Genomic DNA, 24,272 nt, shown 5'->3' with positions numbered 1-24,272 from the left:
GGAGAGCATGAACAACATCGTACTTGCCGTTCTGCAGGGCGTGGTCGTTATGGCCGTCGCGCCGTTCTTCTCCGGTCTCGGCCGCGTGATCCGCGCCAAGATGCACAACCGTCGCGGCCCCAGCATCATGCAGGACTACCGCGACCTGGCCAAGCTCTTTGCGCGCCCCGAGTCCCAGAGCGAGGATGCGAGCTTTGCGCTGCGCATCATGCCGCCGCTGTTCTTCGCCGTCGCCTTTATGCTCGCGATGGGTCTGCCGCTCTTTACGGCACAAAGCCCCATCCCGGTCTTTGGTGACGCCATCACCATCATGTATAGCCTGGCGCTCGCCCGCTTCTTCTTCGCCCTCTGCGGTGTGGATTCGTCCAACGCCTACGCCGGTATCGGCGGCGTCCGCGAGCTGCTCATGAGCGTGCTCATCGAGCCGTCCATGCTGCTGGCGCTGTTTGCCGCCGCCCTGGTGTGCGGCTCCACCGACATCGCCACCATGGGCCAGCACATCATGACGGGCGCCATCGACGCGCCGGTCGCTGTGATCCTCGCCGGCATCGCCTTTGCGATTGCCTGCTACATGGAACTCGGCAAGCTGCCGTTTGATCAGGCCGAGGCCGAGCAGGAGCTCCAGGAAGGTCCGCTCGCTGAGCTTTCCGGCCCGTCGCTTGCGATGGCCAAGCTCGCCATGTCCATGAAGCAGGTCCTGGTCGTCGCCTGGTTCTGCGCGATCTTCGTCCCCTGGGGCGAGCCCGCGGCCGTGGGTATCGCGGCCGTTCTGGGCGCGGTCATCTTCCTTGTTAAGTGCCTGATCGACTTTGTCGTATGCGGCGTGATCGAGAACTCCTGCTCGCGCTCGCGTTTTAAGGTGCTTGGCAATCAGACCTGGGCCGTCGTGGGCATCGCCGTTCTGGCGTTTGTCTTCGTGGTCGTCGGCGTGTAGGAGAAGGGAGAAACAATGTCATTTGCAGTCAGTCTGTCCCTTCTCGGCTTGGTCGCTATCGCGGCCCCGATGGTGGCCTCGGTGCTCGTCGCCCTGTTCCCCCGTCCGTACGCCAAGTGGTTCAGCGTTTTGGGTGCCGCCGTCTCGACGGTCTGCACCATCGCCCTCGCCGCGAATTTCGCTGGCGCCGGCATGCCCGACACGCAGGTCCCCCTGATCTCGTTTGGGCAGACCCTCGTCATGGGATTCACCTTCGATCGCATGAGCACGCTGCTCGCGCCCGCCTTTGTGGGTATCGGCCTGCTTGTCGTGATCTATTCGATTCCCTATATGAGCGAGAATAACCGTGAGCATCCCGACGCACCGCGTCGTCGCTTCTACGCGTACCTCGCGACCTTCATCGGCGCCATGGCCGGTCTTGTGTACAGCTCGACCCTTTTGGGCCAGCTCGTGTTCTTTGAGATCACGGGTGCGTGCTCTTGGGGCCTCATTAGCTACTACATGACGCCTACGGCCAAGAAGGCCGGCATGAAGGCTCTGATCATTACGCATATCGGTGCGCTTGGCCTGTATCTGGGCGCCGCCATCGTGTTTGCCCATACCGGTACCTTCGCCATTACCGCGATTGCCGGCCTCGACGCCAAGCTCAAGGCTATCGTTCTTTTGCTCGTGCTGTTTGCGGCCTGGGCCAAGTCCGCACAGGTTCCCATGTACATGTGGCTGCCTTCGGCCATGGAGGCGCCGACGCCTGTTTCGGCCTACCTGCATGGCGCCTCGATGGTTAAGGTCGGCGTGTGCGTGTTCGCGCGTGCACTCGTCTCTGCCGGCGAGATCCCCGAGATCGTGGGTTGGGTCGCCATTATCGACGCCATGGTCACCATGCTCTTTGGCTTCCTTATGTACCTGCCGCAAAAGGACATGAAGCGTCTGCTGGCCTTTTCCACGATCGCCCAGCTCTCCTATGTGTTCTTTGGTCTGGGCCTTTCGGTCTTTGGCAGCCAGCTGGCCTTCGATGGCGCCGTCTGCCACATCTTTAACCACGCTTTCGCCAAGACGCTGTTCTTCCTGATCGCCGGTTCGTTCTCCTTTACGCTCGGCACGCGTATGCTGCCCAAGCTTCGCGGCATCGTAAAGAAGTACCCGATCTCGGGCGTGGGCTTCGGTGTCGCCGCGCTCGCTATTGCCGGCGTGCCGCCCATGAACACGTTCTTCTCGAAGTTCCAGATTATCGCCGGCGGCTTCTCTGTGGGTGCCGGCAACGTCGCGATCCTGGTGCTCGTGTGCATCATGGTCGCCGAGACCGTCGCCACCTTCGCCTGGTTCCTCAAGTGGATGGGCTATTGCCTGCCCGGCGAGCCGAGCGACGAGGTCGCTGCGGGAGCCCCGCTTCCCCGCGCGATGGCGTTCGTGTTCATCGTGCTCATCATCATGGTCATCGTCAGCGGCCCGCTTTCGGCCAGCTGGATCGGTTAGGAGGTAGAACGACATGGGTTATTCGATCGTCAACATCCTTGGCGGCCTTCTGATCGTCACGTCCACCATGGTGGTCGTCTCCAAGAACATCAAGCACGCCATTCGCTGGTATGCGGTGCAGTCGCTGGTGCTCGTGGGACTGCTCGCTACGCTCGGTGCTACTACCGGTGCGCAGGAGCTGCTTATGTGGGCCGGATCTGCCTTTATCACTAAGGTCGTCCTGGTCCCTTACATCCTCAACCGCGCATACAAGAAGATGGGCGAGCCGAGCGACGCATCGCTCAAGGCCGGCCTTAAGCCCGCGTGGGCCATCTGCATCATCGCCGTCGAGGTCGCGATCTGCTTTGCCGTTGTGACGCAGATCAGCCTGCCCACGGCCGAGGTCGCAACGCCTGCGCTCGCTATTAGCTTCGCTCACTTCTTCGTGGGCCTCACCTGCATCATCTCGCAGCGCAACATCATGAAGCAGATCTTTGGATACTGCCTTATGGAAAACGGCAGCCACGTGACGCTCGCGCTTTTGGCCCCCACCGCTCCCGAGATCATCGAGATCGGTATCGCCACCGACGCCATCTTTGCCGTCATCATCATGTCCATCGTCGTGCGTCGCATTTGGGACGACTCCCACTCGCTCGATGCGCGCGACCTGTCCGAGCTGAGGGGGTAGTCCATGGAAACGTTGATTCTCGCCCTGCTCGCGACTCCTTTGGTGTTCTCGCTGGTCATGGCGTTTTTGCCCAAGAACACGTCCTATAACGTGTTTGCCGGTCTCAACCTGGTCTCCGTCGCAGCCGTCCTGGTGCTGTCGATTATGACGGCCGGCGACGTCCTTATGAGCGGCGAAACCGCGAGCGCTCTTGGCCTGTGGTTCCACCTCGATTCGCTGGGCGCCATCTTTGTGCTGCTCATCGGCTTTATCGGTTTTCTTACGGGGCTGTTCTCGCTGCCCTATGTAAAGGCCGATATCGAGGAGGGCTCCATGCCCGCCGAGCGCGCCAAGCAGTATTTTGCGCTGTTTAGCCTGTTTGTGTTCACCATGCTGCTCGCGTGCCTGTCCAACAACATGATCCTCACGTGGGCCGCCGTGGAGGCAACCACGCTTTCCACTGTGTTCCTGGTGGGTATCTACAAGAACAAGACGGCCCTCGAGGCTTCTTGGAAGTATGCGATGGTCTGTACCGCCGGCGTGGCATTTGGCCTGTTCGGTACGCTGCTGATCTACGCCAACGCCGCCGACGTGATTCCCAACGCCCACGAGGCCGCATTCCTGTCGTGCGTGCTGCCGTATGCCGACCAGTTCGACCCGACGCTCATGCGCCTCGCCTTTGCGTTTATCGTGATCGGCTTTGGCACCAAGGCTGGCCTGTTCCCCATGCACACTTGGCTGCCCGATGCCCACTCTCAGGCTCCGAGTCCTGTCTCGGCCCTGCTCTCGGGTGTTCTGCTTAAGTGTGCCATGCTTGTGATCATGCGCTTCTACGGCTTTACCATCCAGGCCGTGGGTGCCGAGTATCCGCAACTTCTGCTGTTGATCGTCGGCACGCTGTCCATTTTGGTGGCGGCACTCTCGATGTTTCGCCAGGACGACCTCAAGCGCCGCTTTGCGTACTCGTCTGTGGAGAACGTGGGCGTTATCGCCCTGTGCCTGGGTATCGGTGGCCCGCTGGGTATCGCCGCGGCCCTGCTGCACTGCGTGTTCCACGGCTTTACCAAGACGCTTGCCTTCTGCGTGTCCGGCAACATCCAGCACGCCTTTGGCACGCGTAGCCTGGCCAAGATCCAGGGCGTCGTCGAGGTTGCGCCCGCAACCGCCGCGCTCGCCATCCTGGCGCTGCTCGGCCTTGCCGCCTTCCCGCCCTTTGGCATGTTCATCTCTGAGTTCCTGACTTTTGTCGCCGGTGTTACCGCCGGTCCCATGTGGCTGGTCGTCGTGGTCGCCCTCGGTCTTACCGTGGCCATCTCCGCGCTCACCCGTATCGCACTCAAGTCGGTATTCGGCCATGCGCCCCAGGGCATGGGCAAGCATGAGGCCCCGGCGCTCATGCTTATCCCCGAAATCATCCTGGCTGTCATGATCTTGTGGTTTGGCATTGCCACCCCGCTGCCCCTCGTGCACGGTGTGGAGACCGCTACCGGCATCGTGCTCGAGCAGAGCACCGAGGAACTTCACGCGACGCCGATGTACCGCGCTGTGTTCGGTACCGAGACCGCTCAGAGCGAGGTGGAGTAACGAATGATTGAAACTGAGAACAAGGTGTATGCCCGTCGCTGCGAGAGCCATGTCGAGGCCCTGCGCCGCGCCGTTCCGGGCTGCATCGAGAAGGTTGAGTGGCAGTGCGAGGACCAGCTGACGATCACCGTCAAGCAGGACAAGCTGCCCGAGGCCGTCCACTACCTGTACTACGAGCGCTACGGCTGGATTCCCGTGATTGTCGGCAACGACGAGCGCTCCCTGTGCGGCCGTTACGCCGTGTACTACGTCATCTCCATGGAGGGGGAGGACCCCGGCTGGGTTACCGTGCGTGCCGAGGTCGACCCCGCTAAGATGACGTTCCCGTCCGTGACGCCGTTCGTCCCCGCCTGCGTGTGGGGCGAGCGCGAGCTGCGCGATATGTTCGGCCTGATTCCCGAGGGTTTGCCCGACCGTCGCCGCCTGGTGCTTCCCGATGACTGGCCCAGTGGCCTGTACCCGCTGCGCAAGGACTCCATGGACTACCGCTTCCGTCCCGCTCCCGCGAGCGACATGGAAAACTATGAGTTCTTGGCCGACACCAAGGGCAAGGAGACCACGCTCGTCCCCATGGGCCCGCTGCACATTACCTCCGACGAGCCCGGCCACTTCCGCCTGTTTGTCGAGGGCGAGACGATCGTCGATGCCGACTACCGTCTGTTCTACGTGCACCGCGGCATGGAGAAGGTCGCCGAGACGCGCCTGAACTATGACGCCGTCACGTTCCTCGCCGACCGCATCTGCGGCATCTGCGGCTGCGCCCACTCGGCGGCCTATGCCGAGGCCGTCGAGCGCGCCCAGGGCATTCATGTCCCGCCGCGCGCCCAGTACATCCGCGCCATCATGCTCGAGGTTGAGCGCCTGCACTCGCATCTGCTCAACATTGGCCTGGCGTCGCACTACACGGGCTTCGACTCCGGCTTCCAGCAGTTCTTCCGCGTCCGCGAGAAGTCCATGGACCTGGCCGAGAAGCTCTCCGGTCACCGCAAGACCTACGGCCTCAACGTGATTGGCGGCGTGCGTCGCGACATTTTGGCTGAGCAGAAGCTCTCCACGCTCACGACCATCCACCAGCTGCGCTCCGAGGTTCAGGAGCTCGTCGACGTGCTGCTCTCCACGCCCAACTTTATTGAGCGTACGAGCGGTATCGGCATCTTGGACCGCAAGATTGCACGCGACTTCTCGCCGGTCGGCCCGCTCATGCGTGGCTCGGGCTATGCCCGCGACGTGCGCTTTGACCATCCCTTCGACGGCTACGCCGATCCGGACGTCCAAAAGATGCACGCCGCCACGGCCGACACCTGCGACGCCTTCGGCCGTACCGCCGTCCGCATCCAGGAGGTCTACGATTCGATCGACATGATCGAGACCATGCTCGAGAACTGCCCGTCGGGCCCCATCCTCACCACGGATTGGGAGTACACCCCGCACAAGTACGCCATCGGCGCCACCGAGGCGCCGCGCGGCGAGGACGTGCACTGGGCCATGCTCGGCAATAACCAGAAGTGCTACCGCTGGCGCGCCAAGGCCGCCACGTACAGCAACTGGCCGGTCCTGCGCTACATGTTCCGCGGCAACACCGTGGGCGACGCGGCGCTGATCGTCGGCTCGCTCGACCCGTGCTACTCCTGCACCGATCGCGTGACGGTGACCGATGTCGCCGCCAAGCGCGACCACGTGCTCGACAAGGAGCAGTTCGAGAACGTCTGGCGCGACAAGTCGCCGCTTGCGGGCGAGGGCACCTTGGCCGCTCCGCTCGATGAGGAGGCGCTCTAATATGCTGAAGCTTTGGAAGGTTAACGCCAAGGCCGGCGACGCGACGGTCAAGTACCCGTTTGCGCCGTTCCCCACCAATAAGGACATGCGCGGCAAGCCCGAGCACAATGCCGAGCTCTGCATCGCCTGCGGTGCCTGCGGCGTGGCGTGCCCGGCCGATGCCATTCGCATGGACACCGACCTTGCGGCCGATACCATTACCTGGTCGATCGACTACGGCCGCTGCATCTTTTGCGGCCGCTGCGAGGAAGCCTGCCCCATGGAGGCCATCAAGCTCACCGAGGAGTTTGAGCTTGCCGTCATGAGCAAGGACGACCTCACCAGCAAGAGCGTCTATACGCTCGAGCACTGCTCGCGCTGCGGCAAGCCGTTTGCCCCGCACAAGGAGATCGACTACGCAAAGCGCCTGCTGCAAAAGGCCGGCGGCATGGAGGCCGAGCAGGCTGCCCGTACCGTCGGTATGTGCCAGGAGTGCAAGCGCGAGCTCGACGCCCTGCGCGCCGCCTCGGCCGTAAAGACCGGCAACGCTGCCGGCATGGCTGCCAACGAGACGCTTGCGTCCGGTGAGCCCCAGGGCCCCGGCATGGAGTATCTGGGCGGCCACGGCGTGAACCCGGAGTATATCGACCGCGAGCTCAACCCCGATGCGCCCGAGATTCCCGCCGGTCCGGCGCCGGTCGAGGGCATCATCATGGATTTTGAAACGAAGGAGGAGTAACCATGGCCGAACCCACGCTTTTGCCCGAGCGGCTCCAGTACCGCCCGACCAAGATCGAGCTCGACGAGAGCATCGAGAAGGCCAAGGCGACCCTTCTTAAGAAGATCAAGCGCTCGGTGTACGTCTACCGTGTTGACTGCGGCGGCTGCAACGGCTGCGAGATCGAGATCTTCGGTTCCATCACGCCCGTCTTCGACGTCGAGCGCTTTGGCATCAAGGTCGTGCCCTCGCCCCGTCACGCCGATGTGCTGCTGTACACCGGCGCCGTAACGCGTGCCATGCGCATGCCGGCCCTGCGCGCCTTTGAGGCCGCACCCGATCCCAAGATCGTGGTGTCCTATGGCGCGTGCGGCTGCACCGGCGGCATCTTCTACGACAACTACTGCGTCTGGGGTGGCACGGACAAGATCTTGCCGGTCGATGTCTATATCCCCGGCTGCCCGCCCAGCCCCGCGCAGACCATCTACGGCTTTGCCATGGCACTTGGCCTGCTGGACCAAAAGCTCCATGCCGAGACCACGGTGGAGGCCGCCGGCGAGCAGGCCGATATCCTGCACCCCGGCGTGCCGTACAAGCTGCGCGTTGCCATCGAGCGCGAGGCTCGCGCCATGAGCGGCTACCGTTACGGCCGCGACTTGGCCAACGAGTTTATGGATACGCTCGAGGGCGCGCCCAAGGGCGATATCCGCGGTGCCATGGCGCTGCTCATCGACAAGCAGGATGATCCTCGCCGCGTTGAGGTGTACTCGGCGTTACAGGATCTGGTACTGGCCGGAGGTCGCTAGATGGAGCTCACGGACCGCTCTGGTTACTTTGCGGGCCCCGGCATGCTCGGCGGCTCTTTTGGCGATGCCTCGCGCGCAAGCGACGAGGCCGCCGAGGGCGTCGCCGACCCCTGCCTGGGCCATACGCCCGACCAGGTGGTCTTCTATGAGCTCACGCGTAAGTTTGTGGAGACCGAGGAAGACGTTCCCCAGGAGGCCTGCGACGTGCTGTACTACACGCTCGCCGTGGGCCACCACACCGGCGTGCTCGACTGCTTTGAGCCGCGCCTGTCGGTGCCGGTGAACGTGTTCTATACGCTTATCGACGCGCTGCCGGAGGGGGAGGCCAAGACCAAGTTCGAGGCCATCCGCTCCTTTGGCGAGTGCCAGCTCGACAAGGCGGCGGTGCCGTCGCTGCTCGAGGCCTGTGACACGCTGCTCGACGATCGCGGTTTTCGCGGTTCGGCCAAGGCCGGCATCTCGGTGTTCGATGACGACTTTGGCCTGCATGCCCAGCAGGTTGCGTTCTTAATGAAGTTTCGCGATCTGGTTGAGCGCGTGCGCGATGTGTCGGGCGTGTATCTGACGGGGAGGTTGCAGTAATGGGTCGCGTTGTGGATGGCCGTGTGAACGACGCCCCGTTTGCGGGCATTGTGCTCACGGCGGGAAGCGTGCTGCGCGCCGACGATGCCGCTGGCCCCGTGCTCTCCAAAAAGATGGAGGACACGCCCATCGCCGGTTGGTACACCATCGACGGTGGTCAGACGCCCGAGGACGACATCATCGAGGTCAAGCGCGAGCGTCCGCCGCGCCTAGTGTTGGTCGATGCCGCCGACATGGCGCTGCCCGTCGGTGCCATCCGCCTGCTCGATAAGACCGACGTCGCGCGCAAGTCGATGTTCACCACGCATTCGCTTCCCTTGTCGATTCTGATCGAAGAGATTGAGCAATCGTGCGAAGATATCGTCTTCATAGGGATTCAGCCGGGCGACACGGAGTTCTACAACCCCATGTCCCCGGAAGTCTTTGACGCCGTCGACGCCGTGTACGACGCCGTGGCCGCCAACGACTTTTCCCACTTTGTCCGCTTGGGACAAGAGCAATAGGTGCGCTTGTCCCTGCTGATTAGGAAAGAAGTGATTGACATGGCAGATTCCAAGGCAGAATATCCCGCTCCCGATTGCCTGGCGCCCGCCGCGATCGAGGCCAAGACCGAGGTCGCCGGCGTGACCAAGGCCAACCTGCCGGTCGCAAAGGCCTTTCTGTTGGCAATGTTCGCCGGTGCGTTTATTGCCTTCGGTGGCCTGTTCTTTACCGTGTTCTTGAGCGACAGCACGCTGGGCTGGGGTGCCCAGCGCGTCGTGGGCGGTCTGTGCTTTTGCCTGGGCCTGGTGCTGGTACTGGTGTGCGGCGCCGAGCTGTTTACCGGTAATTCGCTTATGGTCTGCGCGCTCAAGAGCAAAAAGATCACCCTGGCTCAGATGCTCAAGGCATGGGTCGTCGTGTGGGTCGGCAATTTTGTCGGTGCCCTGTTCATCGTCTTTTTGGTGTATATGGCCGGCATTTACAAGCTCAACGGCGAGGCGGTCGCCAATTCCATGGTGAGCGTCGCCGCCGGCAAGGTGACGATCGACTGGGTGACGATCTTCTTCCGTGGCATCCTGTGCAACATCTTTGTGTGCCTGGCCGTGTGGATCGGTACCGCCGGCAAGACCGTGGTCGATAAGGTTGTGGGCATTCTGCTGCCCATCGCCGCTTTTGTGGCCTGCGGTTTTGAGCACTGCGTCGCCAACATGTACTTTTTGCCCATGGGTGCCGTGATGCACGCGTTCGGCTATGGTGCCGACGTCGCCGGCGCCGATGCACTCAACGCTGCGGGCATTGCGTTTAACTTGTCCGCCGCCACGCTGGGCAACATCGTGGGCGGCGCGGTTCTGATCGCGCTCGGCTACTGGTTTATCTACGCTAAGAAGTCCGAGGCGTAAGGTACCGTCTGTTTGACGTTGGGCCTCCCGCGGGGCGTTGCCGTGCGGGAGGCTATTTGGGTCTGGGGCTCGTTGTCGGGCTGTTGGCCTGTTGTGTTTGGCTGATGAAAGGGGTAATCGAGATGGCATCTGCTGTGAAGCGTGACGGTCGCGCCGTGGTGACCACATGCGGGGGATGCTATGCCGATTGCGCCTTTGCGGCACGCGTTGAGGACGGTCGTGTGGTGGCTGAGTTGCCGGTTGTGGGGCATCCGTGCGCGGCGCGTGCCCTGTGCGCCCGCGGGCGCCATCGCCTGGCAATGCCGTTTGACGAGCGCGACCGCATTGTGCACCCCATGCGACGCCGCCGGGATGGCTCGGGGTTCGATGCGATTACCTGGGACGAGGCGTTTGCTCAGATTGCCGAGCGCCTTTTGGGGATTGTTGACGGGCATGGTCCGCGCGCGCTGGGCATGACGCTCGGCGTTCCCTCGTTCGACCGCTACTGGGCGTATCGCTTTATGCATGCGTTGGGCTCGCCCAACGTGTACGGTGCCGATGGCGCCTGCGAGGTAAGCCGACTTACCGGTTGGGAGCACAGCCTGGGCTATAGCCCCGCCTCCGACCTGGCACATACCGACTGCATCATGTACCTGGGGCGTTCCATCGTCGATTCATCGACGATGGGGGCCGTCGATGCGCTCAACGATGCGCGCCGGCGCGGGGCGAAGATTATCGTGGTCGACCCCCGGCGCAGCGGCTCCGCCGCGCTTGCCGACCGCTGGTTGCGCGTGCGCCCGGGCTGCGACTTGGCGCTGCTGTTGGGTATTGCCCATGTCTTGATTGCCGAGGATCTGTATGACCACGAGTTCGTGACCCGCTATACCACGGGTTTTGACGAGCTGGCGCAGGCGGCCGCTGTTTGGACGCCTGAGTGGGCCGAGTCGATGTGCGACGTGCCGGCGGACGATATCCGTGCGACTGCGCGTGATTTGGCTGCCGCGGCGCCTGCTGCGGTGGTTGACGCTGGCTTTCATGGTGGTATCGGTATCGCGTATGCCAACAGTACGCAGACGGCGCGAGCTATCTGCATGGTTGATTTGCTGCTGGGCTGTATTGGACATGCGGGCGGCGCGCTCAACCCATCCACGCCGCTTGTGTTGGGCGATCTCGATCCCGCACGCTTTGCGACGCCGCCGGTGCCTCGCGGGCCCAAGCTGGGGTCCGAGCGCTATCCACTGGTCGATCCGGTGCGCGGCCTGTGCACGACCATCGGCCAGTCGATTCTTGCCGGCGATTTGCGCGGGCTCATCGTCTATGCCAGTAACCCCGGTGCGGGCTATGGCAATGCACAGGCTTGGCTGGGTATTTTGCAGAAGCTCGACTTGCTCGTGACGATTGATATTCGCTGGTCCGAGACGGCGCGTGCTTCTGACTTCGTGCTGCCCGACGTGACGTATCTCGAGGCCGACCGCGGCGTGGGCACGGTCGTGGGCGTCAACGATTCGCGGGTGTTCTACCGCAACGCCGTGCTGCCCGTGCAGCATGACGACACGCGTCCCGGTCGGGAGATTTTTGCCGGTCTGGCACAGGCGTGTGGTGTGGGCGAGTACTTCCAGTTTACGTCTGACGATCTGGCGGCTGCCCAGGTGGCGCCTTTTGGAATCAATCTGGACGAGCTCAAGGAGCGCGGCTGGGCCGACACGGGTGTTGCGTTGCCGTCGCGTACGGGCGAGCCGGCGATTCCCTTGGATGGCGGCAAAATTGCGCTGGCAAGCGACGTATGGGAACGAGCCGGCCTGGGTCGTGTGCCCAACTGGATCGCACCCATGGTGGAGCCCGGCCCGGGGATGTTTCGTCTCATTAGCGGCAACCGTCCCTTTGAGTCGCACACTTCGCGAAGGCTTGCGGCCCAAGGTGCCGCCGAGGCTGGATCGGACCTGGATGCCGTGCAGATGAATGCCGATGCCGCTGCGCGCATGGGTATTGCCGACGGCGAGATCGTCGAACTCGTGAGCGATATGGGCCGCGACCGCGTGCGCGTGGAGACGACGCCGTATCTGCATCCGGCGTGCATCTTTACGTCGGCCGCCCCCGGTGGGCGTTCGTTTGGCGCTGATGCCGGCGGCGTTCAAGCCTTGGGCGTCGGCCCACTCGACCATACACCGTTGCGTTGGGACCCGTTGACGGGCGCCGCGCTCACCCAGGAAAACGCCGTTCGCGTGGAAAAGATCGCGGCGCGCGAGGATAATAGCGATTGATTGACTCAGCCGATCGAATTGGCTGATAGTTTGACGTTCGAACGATTGATTCACCTTTGGTTTTGAAAGGCCGCACATGAGCGATAGCCAGAATATATCCGATGAGGTGCGCGCCCGCCTGCGCGCCATTCCCTCCGTCAACGAGCTGCTTGCCGAGTGGCCGGTGGTGAAGGCGGCGGGGGAGACCTGCGACGCGGTGGTACATGCCGCCGTGACGGCTGAGCTCGACGAGGAGCGCGCCGCGATTCGTGCCGGCGCCGATCCGCGCTCCAAGCGCGAGCTGGCTTCGGCCATCGAGTGGCGTGCGCATCGCTCCGCACTGCCGAGCCTGCGCCCTGCCGTCAACGCCACGGGTGTGGTCATCCATACCAACTTGGGCCGCGCCCCGCTCGCGGAGTCGGCGGCAAAGGCCGTGGACGAGGTCGCGCGCGGCTACAGCACGCTCGAGTACAGTGTGGACACCTGCTCGCGCGGGTCGCGCAAGGAGCACGCCGCGCAGCTCATCCGCTCGCTTACTGGTGCCGAGGACGCACTGGTCGTTAACAATAACGCCGCCGCCGTGCTGCTGGTGCTGGCGACCCATGCCGCAGGCAAGGAGGTCATCGTCAGCCGCGGCGAGCTTGTCGAGATCGGCGGCAGCTTCCGCATCCCCGATGTAATGGAGGCTTCGGGCGCCAAGCTCGTCGAGGTCGGCGCCACCAACCGCACGCATTTGGGCGACTACGAGCGCGCCGTCACGTCCGATACGGCGATGATCCTTAAGGTCCATCCTTCCAACTATCGCATCGAGGGTTTTCACGAGGAAGTGAGCTCAAGGGAGCTCGCCGCGCTGGCCCATAAGCACGGCCTGCTGTTCTATGAAGACCAGGGTTCGGGGGCGCTGTTACCCGACGACATCTTGGCGCGCGGCGGCGAGGAAACCACGCCGGCTTCGGTCGCTGCAGGGCTCGATCTGGTGTCGTGCTCGGGCGATAAGCTGCTCGGTGCCGCGCAGGCAGGCATTATCATGGGCCGTCGCGACCTGGTCCAGGCCTGTGGGTCGCATCCGCTTATGCGCGCCCTGCGCCCGGGCAAGTTGGCGCTCACGGCGCTCGAGGCTACGCTTCGCATCTACATGGACGGCGCCGATGTGGCCCATCGCGATATTCCGGTGCTCAGCATGCTTACGCTGCCGCAGGCTCATTTGGAGCGACGTGCCCGCAAGCTGCGCGATCGTATGGTCGCCGGGCTCGATAAGGCTGGTTGCCCGTGCGCCGTGCAGGTGGAGATCGTCGAGGAATCGTCGACCCCCGGTGGCGGTTCGCTGCCTACCGTCGAACTGCCCACCATGTGCGTTGCCGTCTGCCCGGTCGACGGGCGCCTGTCCGTCGACGCGCTCAAGCGCTCGCTTGTCCAGGATTTCGACACGCCGGTCGTCACGCGCGCCTCGCACGATCGCGTCCTGTTCGACGTGCGCACGCTCGTGGGTGACCGCGATATCGAGACGGCGGCATCGACGCTCGTCGCGTGCGTTAAGAAGGCGATTGTTCGATGAGTGAGGTTCAGGCGCTGCTAGAGTGTCCCGTTATCGTTGGCACGGCGGGTCACGTCGACCACGGTAAGTCGGCACTGATCGAGGCGCTGACCGGCAAGAATCCCGACCGTCTGGAAGTTGAGCGCCGTCGCGGTATGACCGTGGAGCTGGGCTTTGGCGAGCTGGCGCTGCCGAGCGGCAAGATCGTCGGCCTGGTCGACGTGCCGGGCCACGCGCATTACTTGCGCGCCATGGTGCAGGGTGCCACGGGCATTGATGTTGCCGTGTTGGTGGTCTCTGCCGTCGAGGGCGTGATGCCGCAGACCCGCGAGCACGTGCATGTGCTGGAGCTGCTGGGCGTTACGCATATGGTGGTCGCGCTGACGATGTGTGACCTGGCCGATGTCGAGATGACCGAGCTTGCTGAGCTCGATGTCGATGACTTTTTGTCGGGTACCGTGTTTGCGGGCGCGCCGATCGTGCCTGTGTCGTCCAAGACAGGCGAGGGGATCGATGGCCTACTGGCTGCGCTTGACGAGCAGGTAGCCACTTGCTGGGATGCTTGCCGTGCCCGTGCCGAGCTCACCGATGCCGCACCGCGTCTGCCTATCGACCGCTGCTTTACGATCAAGGGCGTCGGCACCGTCGTGACGGGAACGCTGCACGATGCGCCGGTTGCGGTGGGTGACGAGCTGATGGCGTTACCGTCGCGTACGGTCTGTCGTGTGCGCGGGATTCAGGTGCATGACGATACGCCGCGCGCGCTGCCTGGTCAGCGTGTGGCGCTCAACCTGGTTGGTGACGGTGTCGCGGCGCTTGACCGTGGCGAGATGCTGGGCGTGGCGGGCCGCTTTGGCCAGACGATGCGCTTTATGATGACGTTTACGTATTTGGGCCGCGAGGGAGCCAAGCCGCGTGTGCTCGAGTCGGGTGCGCGTGTGCACGTGATGGCGGGTACGGCCGAGGTTGTCGGTCGCATCATGTTCATGGAGGGCGAGGCCCCCATGGCGGTGGGCGAGACCCGTACCGTACAGGTACGCTTGGAGGAACCGCTTCCGCTGCGCGCCGGCGACCATGCCGTGGTGCTGTCCTATTCGCCGGTCATGCTTATTGGTGGAGGGCGCGTGCTGTTGTCGCGATGCCGCCGTTCGCGCGAACTTACTGAGGGGGAACGCGTGCTGTACGCGGCGCTCGAGTCCGGCGATATCGCGGGCGGTGTGGGCGCTTGGCTGGCGCTGCAGATGCTGCCGGTTACGGCGGTTGATGTTGCTGAGGCTTTGGATCTTGGTGTCGGCGAGGTCGATGCCGCACTGCGCGGGTTGGTGGCGCAGGGCTCCGTTCGCAAGCTTGCCGTGGGTGATGCGGGCCTCTTGGCGGACGCCGTGGTGCTCGACGCCGCGATGGATGCACTGGCGGCGACCCTGTCAGCCATGCACGCGGCGGCTCCCAAGGAGACAGGCTTTACGCCCGGCGCCGTTGCCCATGCTGCGTGGTCTGCCGCTGATGAAGGCGTTGCCGCGGCTCTGATTGCCGAGGGCTGCTCGCGTGGCGTGTGCGCCGCCGAGGGCGCCGAGGTGTTCGATCCGCATTCGGCCGCCGCGGCGGCACGCGTGGTGCGAGAGGCTTGCGAGCGGATCGTCGCGCTGCTTGACGAGGCCGGACTCGATGCACCGACGTTGCCCGAGGTGGGCGAGCAACTGCAGCTCGATCGCGACACCATGACGCGTGCCCTGCGCGAGCTTTCGCTCAACCGTTCCATCGTTAAGGTCGAGCGCGACGTTGCCTTGTCCGCCACCGTGGAGTCGAATGCACGCGAGCTTGTCGCCGCTGCTATCGAGGCTGCCGGGGGCGCTGCCACCACGAGCGCCCTGCGCGAGGCCCTCGGTGTGTCCCGCAAACGTGCTATCAGCATCTTGGAGCACCTGGATGCCGTGCGCTTTACAGTGCTCGACAAGGAAGCCGGCGGCCTGAGGTCCCTACGCTAGCTAGCCCGCTCGGTTTGGTAAAATACCGCCGCACTTGGGAACGGATGGGCTCCGGTGGGCTCCGCGGTCCTCAAAACCGTTGCGAGGCGTGCAAAACGTCTTGGATGTGTTCGATTCACATACGTTCCCGCCATACGCTACCAGCGCTTTTGTGCTCGCGGTCTTGCTGCGTGCCGCAAAGGCGCTGTTTTGTTTTTGCACGAGCTTTTCGTAGCGCCGCTATTTCGGCGGCGGTATTTAGCTTCGTGCGCCGGGTTTTGAACGTGCCGATGGAGGTGTTTTGCCGTATGACTACCGTAAGACGTGCCGATCTTTCTTGTGTCGTCCAGGCGGGTGGGCTGTCCTCGCGCATGGGCTGCGATAAGGCGCGCATGGCGTTTTGCGGTGAGCCGCTCATCGAGCGCGTGCTGGGCCGGCTGGCGCCAGTTGCCGGCGAGTTGGTCGTGACGACTTCGCGCCCCAGCGAGCTGGTCTACCTTGAGAGATGCACGTTTGATGGCCTGTTCCCTCGCGTAGTCATGGACGTCGACGGTCCCGCCGGCGCCATGCGCGGCATCGCGAGCTCGTTGGCCGCGGCCCGATTGCCGCTCGTGGCTATCGTCGCCTGCGACATGCCGTTTGTCTCGTCGGAACTCATCGACGCGCTTGCCGATCATGTTGATGCCGAGGCGCTTGACGTGTGCGTGCCGCGCGAGGAGCGGGGAATTGAGCCGCTTTGCGCCGTCTGGCGCCGTGACGCGTGCGCGCCGGTTGCCCAAGAGCTGCTCGCCTGCGACCGCCAGCGCATTCGCTGCCTGATCAATCGCGTTCAGGCCGGTTATATGGATGAGTCGCAGATCGTTAAGGCCGCGGGCTCCACGCTCTGCTTCGAAAACGTCAATACACCCGAAGAGTTTGCGGCAGCCGAGCTGCTCGCCTAGACGATGGGAGATGCCATGTCTCACGATATTTGCCCCGACACGGGAGAGCCTTGCACTTGCGACGGGTCCGAACCCTGTACCTGCGGCTGCGGAGGCTGCGGGCATACCGCGGAAGAGGAAGCGGCCGCCGCGGCGTATCGTGAGGCACACCGCGGCGGCCCGTCCGGTGATGCCCTCGACCATGAGCGCAAGATTATCGTGTCGTTTGACAGCACCTTCGATGTGATGGAATGCGAGCAGCTGTGCCTGGATGCCGGTGTGCCCGGGCGCATCATGCCGCTGCCCGGCTCCATCACCGCCGGCTGCGGCCTGTGCTGGGCCATGCCGTTCTCGGGCGATGCGCTCGCCGCCTTCCGTGCTGCCACCGAAGGCCGCATAACCCCCGCCGACTATCATCAGCTCATCCTCTAGTCGTCAACACCACCACAAAGGCGCCTGTCCTCAATGTGGTGGTTTGGAACACGTGGACGAAACAGGTTTGAAACACGGGTTTTGCACGTCAGGCACTCAAAAACGCCTCTACCTGCATCGTAATCAAAACGAAACATCTGCTCGTCTGCTTATGCGAAACTTTCCCGCAACAGTGCGATATTATCCATACACGATAAAGTTCGCGGCGCACAGGGTGCCGCGACCGACACTTTTCGTTTCCCATCATTGGAGGAAGCATGAGCTACACGCAGAAAGTTCTCGACGAGCTCAAGGCCCGCTATCCCGAGCAGCCTGAGTTCATCCAGGCCGCGACCGAGATCCTCGGTACCATCCAGCCGGCGCTCGACGCCCACCCCGAGTACGAGGAGGCCGCCCTGCTTGAGCGCCTCGTCGAGCCCGAGCGCATCGTTATGTTCCGTGTCCCCTGGGTCGACGACCAGGGCAAGGTCCAGGTCAACCGCGGCTACCGCGTCGAGTTCAACTCTGCCATTGGGCCCTACAAGGGCGGCCTACGCTTTAACCCGACGGTCACCCTGGGCATGCTCAAGTTCCTGGGCCTGGAGCAGATCCTCAAGAACAGCCTGACCACCCTTCCCATGGGCGGCGGCAAGGGCGGTTCCGACTTTGACCCCAAGGGCAAGTCCAACAACGAGATCATGCACTTCTGCCAGTCCTTCATGACCGAGCTCTATCGCCACATCGGCCCCAACACCGACGTTCCTGCCGGCGACCTGGGCGTTGGCGGCCGCGAGGTTGCCTACCTGTTCGGTCAGTACAAGCGCCTGACCAACGAGTGGACCGGCGTCCTTACCGGCAAGGGCCTCTCCTTTGGCGGCTCGCTCGCCCGTACCGAGGCCACCGGCTACGGTCTGGTCTACTTTGTGGACGAGTACCTCAAGAGCCGCGGCGAGTCCTTCGAGGGCAAGAACGTCGTCGTTCACGGCTCCGGTAACGTCGCCATCTACGCGGTCCAGAAGGTCGCCCAGCTCGGCGGCAAAGTCCTGGCCTGCTCCGACACCCACGGCTGGGTCGAGGATCCCGACGGCATCGACTACACCGTGCTCGAGCATGTCTACAACAAGAAGCGCTCCGGCCACGACAAGGGCGTCACGCTCGCTATGTACGTCGACGAGAAGCCCAACGCCGTGTGGCACGAGGGCGACGGCCGTGGCGTGTGGCAGCTGCCCTGCGACATCGCGCTGCCCTGCGCTCGCGAGAACACGCTGCTGCTCGAGGACGCCCAGGCGCTCGTCGCCAACGGCTGCAAGGTGGTCGGCGAGGGCGCGAACATGCCCACAACCATCGAGGCCACGACCTACTTCCAGGAGAACGGCGTCGCCTTTATGCCCGGCAAGGCTGCGAACGCCGGCGGCGTGCTCGTGTCCGGCCTGGAGATGAGCCAGAACGCCGAGCACCTGTCCTGGACCTTCGAGGAGGTCGACGGCAAGCTCGAGCAGCTCATGCGCGGCATGTTCCACAACGTGGACGACACCGCCAAGGAGTACGGCGAGGAGGGCAACTTCGTCATGGGCGCCAACATCGCCGGCTTCCTGAAGGTTGCCGACGCCATGCTCGCCCAGGGCGTCTGCTAAACCCTGCCTGACATAGCATGTAATGAGGCTCTCAGCTCAACGCCGGGAGCCTTTTTTGATCCGCATGCGACGGAGGAAAACGGATCATTTCCCTCGGCCCTCTGCCGGCCGCCCCTTAAGTTGCGGTGAAATACGGACTGTTGGGCGCCCTAAGCCCGACAAACAGTCCGTATTTCACCGCAAGTTATGGATGGGAGGGAGGTTTTTGTGCTGTGGAAGGTTGCGGCCCCTCGTTTGGTACACTTAAAAGTACTGGACAAGTGAAGAGATGGGGGAGAACGTGCTCAAGTTCGGTACCTACGTCCGTGTTGGAAACGCGGCCGAAGCCTATGAGCTCTTGCAGAAGAACCGCAACAACAAGATTGTGGGCGGCGGCATCTGGATGCGCCTGGGTTCGCGTCGTGTGGCGACGGCGATTGACCTTTCGGCCTGCGGACTCGATCAGATCGAGGAGACCGAGACCGAGTTTCGCATCGGTGCCATGTGCACCCTGCGCCAGCTCGAGCGCCATGCCGAGCTCAACGCGCTTGTCAACAATGTCTTCGAGTTCGCCGTTCACGATATCGTGGGTGTGCAGCTGCGCAATACCGCCACGGTGGGCGGCAGCATCTACGGCCGCTTTGGCTTCTCGGACGTGCTCTCGGCTTTCCTGGCGCTCGATTCCTATGTTGAGCTGACGAGCGCCGGCCGCGTGCCGCTCGCCGAGTTCGTGGACATGGGCTACGTGCGCGACGTGATCGAGCATGTCGTGGTCGTCAAGCACGATTACCGCGCGAGCTATGAGGCCGTGCGCAAGGCCGCGACCGACTTCCCCTCCTTAAACGTCACCGCCGCCTGGTGGGACAACAGCTGGCATGTCACCGTGGGCGCCCGCCCGCTGCGCGCGACCCTGCTGCAGGGCGAGGCGTGCGGCCTTATGGGCGAGCAGCCTTCCGAGGACGAGCTTCGCGCCCTGGCAGCATCCGTGTGCGCGCTGAGCTACGGCACCAATATGTGGGGCTCGGCCGACTACCGCCGCCGCATCTCGGCGCCGCTTGCCGTGCAGGCCGTTCGCCGCGCCGCCGGCATCGAGCTTTCGGCCGCGCTTGCCCGCGAGCTCGAGACCGTGCAGATCCCCAAGTTCGCCACGGACGAGTATTCCTGCCGCCGCGTGCCCGGCGTCGATTCTAGCGAGGTGCGCTAATGGCTGCCAAACTCATCGATCTTTCCTTTACGCTCAACGGCCGCAAGGTCAAGGTTCAGATTGCCCCCGACACCATGCTCTTCGCGCTGCTGCGCGAGCAGGGTTGCGCGTCGGTGCGCTGTGCCTGCGAAACCACCAACTGCGGCCTGTGCACGGTGTGGCTCGACGGCGACCCGGTGCTGAGCTGCTCGGTTCCCGCCGCCCGTGTTGAGGGCCGCTCCATCACCACACTTGAGGGCCTTAAGGCCGAGTCCGAGGCGCTTGCCCGCGCTATGGCTGCCGAAGGTGCCGAGCAGTGCGGTTTTTGCGCCCCCGGCCTCATCATGAACGTGCTGGCGCTCGCCCGCGCCGCCAAGGAGGACCCGAGCCTCGTCGCCACGCGCGAGGAGCTCTCGCGCCAGCTTGCCGGCAACCTCTGCCGTTGCAGCGGCTACGAGAGCCAGCTGCGCGCCATCGTGCGCTTCCTCAACGAGTCTGGCGTGCAGGTTGGCTTTGAGATGCCCGAGCTACCGGTCAACGACACCAGCTGCGATGGCGTCTCGTACAAGCAAATCACCCACAAGCAGCCCAAGAAGGACTCGAAGGCTCTGCTCGAGGGCCGTCCCGTCTACACGGGCGATATGGTGCCCGCCGGCGCGCTCATCGTCAAACTCAAGCGCAGCCCGTATGCCCGCGCCAAGATCCGCTCCATCGATACGTCGCGCGCCCTGAAGGTGCCCGGCGTCGTGGGCGTCTACACCTACGAGGACGTGCCCCAGCGCCGCTTTACCATCGCCGGCCAGAGCTATCCGCAGCCGAGTCCCTACGACCGCCTGATTCTCGAGAACCTCGTCCGTTACCAAAACGAAGAGGTGGCGATCGTCGCCGCCGAGACCGAGGAGGCCGCCGACAAGGCACTCAAGCTCATTAAGGTCGACTATGAGGTGCTCGAGCCGCTGCTTGACTTTACCAAGGCGCTCGATAATGACATCGTGGTTCACCCCGAGGGCGACGTGACCTTTATGTTCCCGCAGGGCGGGGATGTCTCGCGCAACTTGGTATGCAGCGGCACGAGCGACTTTGGCGATTTGGACGAGGCATTCGCCCAGAGCGACATCGTCTTCACCCGCACCTACACCAGCCAGGCCACCCAGACCGCGCCCATGGAGACCTTCCGTGCTTTCGCGACGACCGACGCGTTCGGCCGCATCTCGGTGACCACCTCTACGCAGGTGCCCTTCCACGTGCGCCGCATGGTCGCGCAGTCGCTCGACATTCCGCAGTCGCAGGTGCAGGTTATTAAGCCGCGCATCGGCGGCGGCTTTGGCTCCAAGCAGACGGGCTGCTGCGAGATCTTCGTGGCATTTGTTACCCAGCAGACCGGCCGTCCGAGCTATTGCTGCTACACCCGCGAGGAGACCATCACTGCGGGCAACTCGCGCCACCAGATGCAGATGACCGTCAAGCTGGGCGCCATGAACGACGGCACCATCACGGCCATCGACCTGCACACGCTGTCCAACGCCGGTGCGTACGGCGAGCACGCCACCACGACGATTGGCCTTTCGGGCCACAAGAGCCTGCCGATCTACAACCATGTGAAGGCGAGCCGCTTTAGCTGGGACGCCGTCTACACCAACACCAACCGCGGCGGCGCGTATCGCGGCTACGGTGCCACCCAGGGCCAGTTTGCCGTGGAGAGCGCCGTCAACGAGCTCGCCGACATGCTGCACATGGACCCCGCCGAGCTGCGCCTTAAGAACATCGTGCGCGAGGGCGAGATCATGCCGCAGTACTACAACGAGAAGCTCAATGCCTGCGCGCTCGACCGCTGCCTGCTGCGCGCGATGGACATGATCGGTTGGCGCGACAAGCCGCTGGCCGTGGACCTGGGCGACCGCGTGCGCGCCCTGGGCTGCGCGCTCACTATGCAGGGCTCGGGTATCTCCAATGTGGATATCGCCGGCATCGACATGCGCCTGGAAGAGGACGGCTTCATTACCATCGGCACCGGCGCCACCGATAACGGCATGGGCGTCGACACGATCCTGGCGCAGATTGCCGCCGAGGAGCTGGGCGTGGAGAGCTCGCTCATTGTGGTGCGCGGCGTGGACACCGATGTGTCGCCGTTTGACGCTGGCTCGTATGCGAGCTCGGGTACGTACGTGACGGGCCTTGCCGCCAAGAACGCCGCGACCGAGCTGCGTGAGAAGATTTGCGCCAAGGCAGCCCAGATGTGGGACGTGGACGCCGCCGACGTGGTCTTCGATGGCCAGTACGTGCGTCTGTCCGACGAGCGTGCCGCTCGCGAGCAGAACCGCTACCTCACGCTGCGTGACTTTGCCAACCTGTGCGTCAAGAACATCGCGGGCGGCGACGCGCTGACCTCACATGCCTCTGCCTGCCTGCCCGTTTCGCCTCCGCCGTTTATGGCCGGCATTGCCGAGGTCGAGGTCGACAAGGCCACCGGCAAGGTGACCGTGGTGGACTACGCGGCGGCTGTGGACTGCGGCACCGTGATCAACGAGGCGCTCGCGCGCGTCCAGGCCGAGGGCGGCATTGCCCAGGGTATCGGTCACGCGCTCTACGAGATTGTCGAGCATGACGACCGCGGTCGCCTGCGCACCGGCAACTTTATGAGCTACAAGCTGCCCACGCGTCTGGATATCGGCAGCATTCGCGTGGCCTTTGAGCCGAGCTACGAGCCGACGGGCCCGTTTGGCGCCAAGTCGATCGGCGAGGTCGTCATCAACACGCCGCTCGCCGCCGTTGCCTCGGCCGTGGCGCACGCCACCGGACATCAGGTTCGCTCGCTGCCCATCACGCCCGAGAAGGCGCTGCTGGGGGAGTAGCGGGTCAGCAAACAAGTCGTAATGGGCGGGGCGGGGCAACTCGTCCCGCCTTTTGCACTCGTGGTGAGGTCGTGAGCCTGTAAAAGGTGTGCGTGCGCTTGCCGTTCGTATCTGCTATCATTCCTAGTCTGTGCGCTCATGCGGGCGTGGCGGAATTGGTAGACGCGCCAGATTTAGGTTCTGGTGGGATTCCCGTGAAGGTTCGAGTCCTTTCGCCCGCACCATCGCACTTGCGTCGGCCCTGGCCGTCGCGACACTTTGTTGCATAAAGGTACCAGCACCTCAGATAAGCTGGGCAGTATGAGGAGGAACGTGTTGAACATCACCGCTTCTGACGTCAAGGACGCCAAGCTCACCGCTACGGTCACCATCCCGGCCGCCGACGTCGACGCCGCGATCAAGAAGGCCTACAAGGACACCGCCAAGAAGTATCGCTTCCCGGGCTTCCGCGCTGGCAAGGCTCCCCGTCCGGTCATCGACTCCGCTCTTGGCGCCGAGGCTACCCTTGCTCAGGCTACCAACGACCTGATCGCCGCCAACGAGCCCGCCGTCCTCAACGAGCTGGACATCGTCCCCACCAAGAGCGGTGACTACAAGGAGCTCGACCTCGCCAAGGATCACGAGGACTACACCTACACCGTCGAGTTCTCCCTGCGTCCCGCCGCTGAGCTCTCCTCCTTCGACGCCGTCGAGATCGAGATGCCCCCTGCGGAGGTCACCGAGTCCGAGATCAACAACCAGGTCGAGATGCTTCTCAACTACCGTGCCACCTTCGAGGACGTCGAGGGTCGCGCCGTCGAGGCCGAGGACTACGTCACCGTCGACCTCAAGGCCGTCGAGAACGCCGACAACTTTGCCGCCGAGGGTCGCATGCTCATCGCCGGTAGCGACAGCAACCCTAAGGAGTTCAACGAGGCCCTGATCGGCTCTAACGTTGACGACGTCAAGACCGTCACCTGGACCGACGAGGTCGAGGAGGGCGAGGAGGCCGAGACCCACACCGTCGAGGTCACCGTCAAGGGCATCAAGGTTCGCAACACCCCCGAGCTCACCGACGAGCTCGTCAAGTCCGACTTTGGCTTTGACAGCATCGACGCTATGCGCGACGCCATCAAGATCGAGATCGAGCAGGACAAGGCTTCCCGCCTGCCGGCCGAGAAGGAGAACCGTTGCGTCTCCGCTCTCGCCGAGCGTCTGCAGCTCGACGAGATGGACGCCGACTACGAGCAGTCCGTCTTTGAGGAGCTCGGCCAGAACTTCCTGTCCAACCTCGCTGCTCGTGGCATGACGCTGGACACCTGGCTGCCCGCTTCCGGTCTGACCATGGAGCAGTTCATCGGCGACCTGCACAAGCAGGCCAACGACGTTGCCCGTGAGTCCCTGGCTCTGGACGCCCTCGCCCGCGAGCTCAAGATCGAGGTCACCGAGGATGACATCAACGCCGAGTTCGAGAAGGCCGGCGTCAAGGACGTCGAGGCTTCCAAGGCCGAGTTCATCGCCGATGGCCGCATGCCTGCCGTCCGCGAGTCCATCCGTCGCTCCAAGGCCGTCGACCACCTGGTCGAGAACGCCAAGGTGACCGAGGTCGACGAGACCGCCAAGGACGCCGAGTAATTCTCGCCACCTTGCCCGCGAGCGCATGCGTGCGCCCGTGATGGGGTAAAGTTATACACCGGTTATCCGGTTGCTTCGTACG

19 protein-coding genes and 2 tRNA genes are annotated in these 24,272 nt (G+C 63.7%); all 21 read left to right on the top strand.

Annotation, left to right across the window (positions count from 1 at the left end):
• The first annotated feature begins 7 nt into the window (after window positions 1–7).
• The 21 genes from OIL77_00460 (at window position 8) to tig (ending at window position 24,190) form a co-directional block, all read left to right on the top strand.
• The gene (locus OIL77_00460; GenBank protein HJI43900.1) at window positions 8–934 is read left to right on the top strand and encodes an NADH-quinone oxidoreductase subunit H; all 927 of its coding nucleotides are present in this window, start codon (window positions 8–10) and stop codon (window positions 932–934) included.
• A gap of 15 nt (window positions 935–949) precedes the next feature.
• Window positions 950–2,407, top strand: coding sequence for a hydrogenase 4 subunit D (locus OIL77_00455; protein HJI43899.1), 1,458 nt, complete (start codon window positions 950–952; stop codon window positions 2,405–2,407).
• A 13-nt stretch (window positions 2,408–2,420) separates the two neighbouring features.
• Entirely contained in the window at window positions 2,421–3,074 is a 654-nt protein-coding gene (gene hyfE / locus OIL77_00450) for a hydrogenase 4 membrane subunit (protein ID HJI43898.1), read from the top strand.
• A 3-nt stretch (window positions 3,075–3,077) separates the two neighbouring features.
• Window positions 3,078–4,637: a hydrogenase 4 subunit F gene (locus tag OIL77_00445; GenBank protein HJI43897.1), complete on the top strand. Its 1,560-nt coding sequence runs from the start codon at window positions 3,078–3,080 to the stop codon at window positions 4,635–4,637.
• A 3-nt stretch (window positions 4,638–4,640) separates the two neighbouring features.
• Complete coding sequence (locus OIL77_00440; GenBank protein HJI43896.1) at window positions 4,641–6,413, top strand: hydrogenase large subunit; 1,773 nt, start codon at window positions 4,641–4,643, stop codon at window positions 6,411–6,413.
• A gap of 1 nt (window position 6,414) precedes the next feature.
• Window positions 6,415–7,131, top strand: a complete 717-nt coding sequence (locus OIL77_00435; GenBank protein ID HJI43895.1) for a formate hydrogenlyase complex iron-sulfur subunit — start codon at window positions 6,415–6,417, stop codon at window positions 7,129–7,131.
• Between the two features lie 2 nt (window positions 7,132–7,133).
• Window positions 7,134–7,916 carry an NADH-quinone oxidoreductase subunit B family protein gene (locus tag OIL77_00430; protein ID HJI43894.1) on the top strand — a complete coding sequence of 261 codons (783 nt, stop codon included), beginning with the start codon at window positions 7,134–7,136 and terminating at the stop codon, window positions 7,914–7,916.
• Entirely contained in the window at window positions 7,917–8,498 is a 582-nt protein-coding gene (locus OIL77_00425) for a formate hydrogenlyase maturation HycH family protein (protein HJI43893.1), read from the top strand. It abuts the gene before it with no gap.
• Window positions 8,498–9,001 carry a hydrogenase maturation peptidase HycI gene (hycI, locus tag OIL77_00420; GenBank protein HJI43892.1) on the top strand — a complete coding sequence of 168 codons (504 nt, stop codon included), beginning with the start codon at window positions 8,498–8,500 and terminating at the stop codon, window positions 8,999–9,001. Before OIL77_00425 ends, hycI begins: the two co-directional genes overlap by 1 nt.
• Before the next feature lie 39 nt (window positions 9,002–9,040).
• On the top strand, window positions 9,041–9,880 hold the full coding sequence (locus OIL77_00415) for a formate/nitrite transporter family protein (GenBank protein HJI43891.1): 840 nt from the start codon (window positions 9,041–9,043) through the stop codon (window positions 9,878–9,880).
• Window positions 9,881–10,002: 122 nt separating this feature from the next.
• A complete protein-coding gene (locus OIL77_00410; GenBank protein ID HJI43890.1) occupies window positions 10,003–12,120 on the top strand; it encodes a molybdopterin-dependent oxidoreductase in 2,118 nt (705 codons plus the stop codon).
• Between the two features lie 76 nt (window positions 12,121–12,196).
• Window positions 12,197–13,654, top strand: coding sequence for an L-seryl-tRNA(Sec) selenium transferase (gene selA / locus OIL77_00405; protein ID HJI43889.1), 1,458 nt, complete (start codon window positions 12,197–12,199; stop codon window positions 13,652–13,654).
• A complete protein-coding gene (selB, locus tag OIL77_00400) occupies window positions 13,651–15,618 on the top strand; it encodes a selenocysteine-specific translation elongation factor (GenBank protein HJI43888.1) in 1,968 nt (655 codons plus the stop codon). The genes selA and selB overlap by 4 nt, the downstream gene beginning before the upstream one ends.
• A 36-nt stretch (window positions 15,619–15,654) precedes the next feature.
• Window positions 15,655–15,751, top strand: a tRNA-Sec gene (locus tag OIL77_00395).
• Window positions 15,752–15,905: 154 nt separating this feature from the next.
• On the top strand, window positions 15,906–16,538 hold the full coding sequence (locus OIL77_00390; GenBank protein HJI43887.1) for a molybdenum cofactor guanylyltransferase: 633 nt from the start codon (window positions 15,906–15,908) through the stop codon (window positions 16,536–16,538).
• A gap of 15 nt (window positions 16,539–16,553) precedes the next feature.
• Entirely contained in the window at window positions 16,554–16,949 is a 396-nt protein-coding gene (locus tag OIL77_00385) for a DUF3343 domain-containing protein (GenBank protein HJI43886.1), read from the top strand.
• Between the two features lie 257 nt (window positions 16,950–17,206).
• Window positions 17,207–18,562 carry an NADP-specific glutamate dehydrogenase gene (gene gdhA / locus OIL77_00380; GenBank protein HJI43885.1) on the top strand — a complete coding sequence of 452 codons (1,356 nt, stop codon included), beginning with the start codon at window positions 17,207–17,209 and terminating at the stop codon, window positions 18,560–18,562.
• Window positions 18,563–18,830: 268 nt separating this feature from the next.
• A complete protein-coding gene (locus OIL77_00375; protein HJI43884.1) occupies window positions 18,831–19,745 on the top strand; it encodes an FAD binding domain-containing protein in 915 nt (304 codons plus the stop codon).
• Window positions 19,745–22,576: a molybdopterin-dependent oxidoreductase gene (locus OIL77_00370; protein ID HJI43883.1), complete on the top strand. Its 2,832-nt coding sequence runs from the start codon at window positions 19,745–19,747 to the stop codon at window positions 22,574–22,576. The genes OIL77_00375 and OIL77_00370 overlap by 1 nt, the downstream gene beginning before the upstream one ends.
• 140 nt (window positions 22,577–22,716) lie before the next feature.
• Window positions 22,717–22,800, top strand: a tRNA-Leu gene (locus tag OIL77_00365).
• Between the two features lie 88 nt (window positions 22,801–22,888).
• A complete protein-coding gene (gene tig, locus OIL77_00360) occupies window positions 22,889–24,190 on the top strand; it encodes a trigger factor (GenBank protein HJI43882.1) in 1,302 nt (433 codons plus the stop codon).
• Window positions 24,191–24,272: the final 82 nt, after the last annotated feature.

It is taken from the genome of Coriobacteriaceae bacterium (genome assembly GCA_025993015.1).
In the GTDB taxonomy this organism is placed as follows: Bacteria; Actinomycetota; Coriobacteriia; order Coriobacteriales; family Coriobacteriaceae; genus Collinsella.
Note: the sequence above shows the minus strand (reverse complement) of the source record. Positions and strands in the feature narration are given on the sequence as shown.